This is a genomic window from Pigmentiphaga sp. NML030171 (assembly GCF_002188635.1).
Taxonomy (GTDB): domain Bacteria; phylum Pseudomonadota; class Gammaproteobacteria; order Burkholderiales; family Burkholderiaceae_B; genus Pigmentiphaga; species Pigmentiphaga daeguensis.
The window spans coordinates 1-2,531 of record NZ_NINX01000030.1; the positions used below are offsets into that span (position 1 = coordinate 1).

General features: G+C 66.7%; 3 protein-coding genes. All 3 read left to right on the plus strand.

The genetic code is table 11. The features are described from left to right. The first annotated feature begins 85 nt into the window (after positions 1-85). The 3 genes from CDO46_RS10975 (at position 86) to CDO46_RS10985 (ending at position 2,504) form a co-directional block, all read left to right on the plus strand. Positions 86-403, plus strand: coding sequence for a cobyrinic acid ac-diamide synthase (locus CDO46_RS10975; protein WP_087838506.1), 318 nt, complete (start codon positions 86-88; stop codon positions 401-403). A 26-nt stretch (positions 404-429) separates the two neighbouring features. Beyond that, on the plus strand, positions 430-762 hold the full coding sequence (gene tnpB / locus CDO46_RS10980; protein WP_217896304.1) for an IS66 family insertion sequence element accessory protein TnpB: 333 nt from the start codon (positions 430-432) through the stop codon (positions 760-762). Positions 763-878: 116 nt separating this feature from the next. Next, the gene (locus CDO46_RS10985) at positions 879-2,504 is read left to right on the plus strand and encodes an IS66 family transposase (RefSeq protein WP_176400713.1); all 1,626 of its coding nucleotides are present in this window, start codon (positions 879-881) and stop codon (positions 2,502-2,504) included. Positions 2,505-2,531 lie beyond the last annotated feature (27 nt).

Consider the following 2,531-nt stretch of genomic DNA (forward strand, 5'->3'; position numbering starts at 1 on the left):
GTAACTGCTCCATGAACCCCATCCTATTTTCCAGTGCAAATGAAGAGCACAGTTCAATCCGTCATGATTGAAGACGGAGTCAAGGATGTCGGAAGCGCAGGCGCAGTGGGCCAGGCACTTGGAAGCGATCGAAGCCGAAGGCCTCAGCACGCAGGCCTACGCGCAGCGTGAGGGGTTGTCGGCGGCCTCGCTGTACAGCTGGCGTCGGCGGCTCAAGTCCATGCAGCAACGCGCGGCACTCGAGACGGTGCCACGCCTGGTGGCGGTTCAGATGCCCGAGCGGGCCGAGCCGATGCGCTGCACCTTGTTGGTGACGCCAGGAGTTCGGCTGGAGTTGGTCCAACTGCCCCCGGCGGCGTGGCTGGCGCAGCTTGCCGGGGCAGTGGCCCAGCAGGTGCGCTGATGCATCCGGGCAGCTGCATTGGGGCGGTGTACCTGTGCCGAGAGCCGGTGGACTTCAGGAAGTCGATCGGCGGGCTCTCGGCGCTGGTCGAGCAGGAGCTGCAGATGAACCCGCTGGGCGATGCGCTGTTCGTGTTCGTGAACCGCCACCGCAACAAGATCAAGGCGCTGTACTGGCACCGCAATGGATTCTGTCTTTGGTACAAGCGGCTCGAGCGGGAGCGCTTTGCCTGGCCGGCGCTGGACCCGGGACAGCGCACGTGTACGCTGAACGTGCAGGAGTTGGAGTGGCTGCTCGAAGGGTTCGATCTCTGGGCGCACAGACCGCATAAAACCTTGCATTACGAGGCCGTCATGTAGGGGGTTCTTGGTAAAATGGCGGCATGCCTTCGATGCCGCCCGCCTCGCCAATCACCGTCCCCCACAGGGGTCCGGCGCGCGCTGGCGTAGCGGCCCCGCCAGGGCTGGAAGCTGTGATGCGAGACCTGGCCCGAGAGGTCGGGGAACAGGCGGCGGCGCGGCTCCAGGCGCAAATCGCAGCGCACATCCAAGCTCAAGTTCAAGTTCAGGTTCACGCGCAGGTCGAGGCGCAGGTGCAAGCCCGCCTGGCGCAACGGGTGCAGGAGTTGTTCGAGCAGTTGGTGCTCTCGCGCCGCCGCCAGTTCGGCCGTAGCAGCGAAGCGCATGTCGGGCAGGCCCGCCTGTTCGACGAAGCCGATGCGCTGGCGGCCGGCACGACCGAACTCGATGAGGTCGTGCCGCTGCCCGCGGCCCCTGCCAGGGGCGGGACTGAGCGTCCTGCCGGCCCTCGGCCGAGCGCACGCGGCAAACGCGGCCCCTTGCCCAGCGAGCTGCCCCGCATCGACATCGTGCACGAGGTGCCCGAGAGCGAGCGCACCTGCGCGTGCGGCACGCCGATGGTCCAGATCGGCGAGGAGGTCAGCGAACAGCTGGACATCGTTCCGATGCAGGTTCGGGTGCTGCGTCACATCAGGAAGCGCTACGCCTGTCCAGGCGGCGAGCAGGCGCCGGTCACGGCGCCCGTGGCGCCTCAGGTGCTGCCCAAGAGCAATGCCAGCAACGATCTGCTGGCCATGCTGCTGACGGTCAAGTATGTCGATGGCTTGCCGCTGGCGCGCTTCGAGCATGTGCTGGCTCGCAGTGGCATCACGGTGCCGCGCCAGACGCTGGCGCGCTGGGTGATCGGCACGGCGCAGGCGCTGCAGCCGATCCACAATCTGCTGCGTGATCACTTGCTCAGCGCCCCCGTGCTCCATATGGACGAGACCACGGTGCAGGTACTCAAGGAGCCCGGCAAGGCGGCAAGCTCGACCTCCTACATGTGGGTCCAGACCGGCGGGCCGCCTGACCGACCGGTGGTGATCTACGACTACGACGCGAGCCGCTCGGGGCAGGTGCCGCAGCGCCTGCTCGAGGGTTGGCAAGGCTTTCTGATGACCGACGGCTATGAGGGCTATGGCGCCGTGGCGCGCACACCAGGTGTCGAGCACATGGCGTGCTGGGCCCATGCGCGGCGCCGCTTCGTTGAGGCCGTCAAAGTACAGCCCTCCGGCAAGCGTGGCCGTGCCGACGAGGCGATAGCGCTGATCGGCCAGCTCTACCGCATCGAGCGCGACTTGAAGGACGTGACGGATGCCCAGCGGCAGGCCGGTCGCCAGGCGCGCAGCGTGCCGGTGCTGGCCGAACTGCGGGCGTGGTTGGACAAGACGCGACCGCAGGTGCCGCCGAGCCTGGCGCTGGGCAAGGCGCTGGCCTATTTGGACAGGTACTGGGACAAGCTCGTGCGCTACCTCGAGCGGGGCGATCTGCCGATCGACAACAACCGGTGCGAGGGCGCGATCCGGCCCTTCGTGGTGGGTCGCAAGGGATGGCTGTTCAGCGACACGCCGGCTGGCGCCCATGCCAGCGCCTTGATCTACTCGCTGGTGGAAACGGCCAAGGCCAATGGCCGCGAGCCCTACACCTGGCTGCGTCGGGTGCTCCGGGAACTGCCCACGGCCAAGACCGTCGAGGATTACGAAGCGCTGTTGCCATGGAATCTGCATCCACAGGATTTAGCCATGGAGACCGTCGGCGCGTAAACCCATGGGGGTTATGGAGCGCTTACG

What these genes read in the sequence shown, in the direction of transcription:
- CDO46_RS10975 (WP_087838506.1), top strand. Translation starts at nt 86, where the DNA reads ATGTCGGAAGCGCAGGCGCAGTGGGCCAGGCACTTGGAAGCGATCGAA.
- CDO46_RS10985 (WP_176400713.1), top strand. Translation starts at nt 879, where the DNA reads ATGCGAGACCTGGCCCGAGAGGTCGGGGAACAGGCGGCGGCGCGGCTC.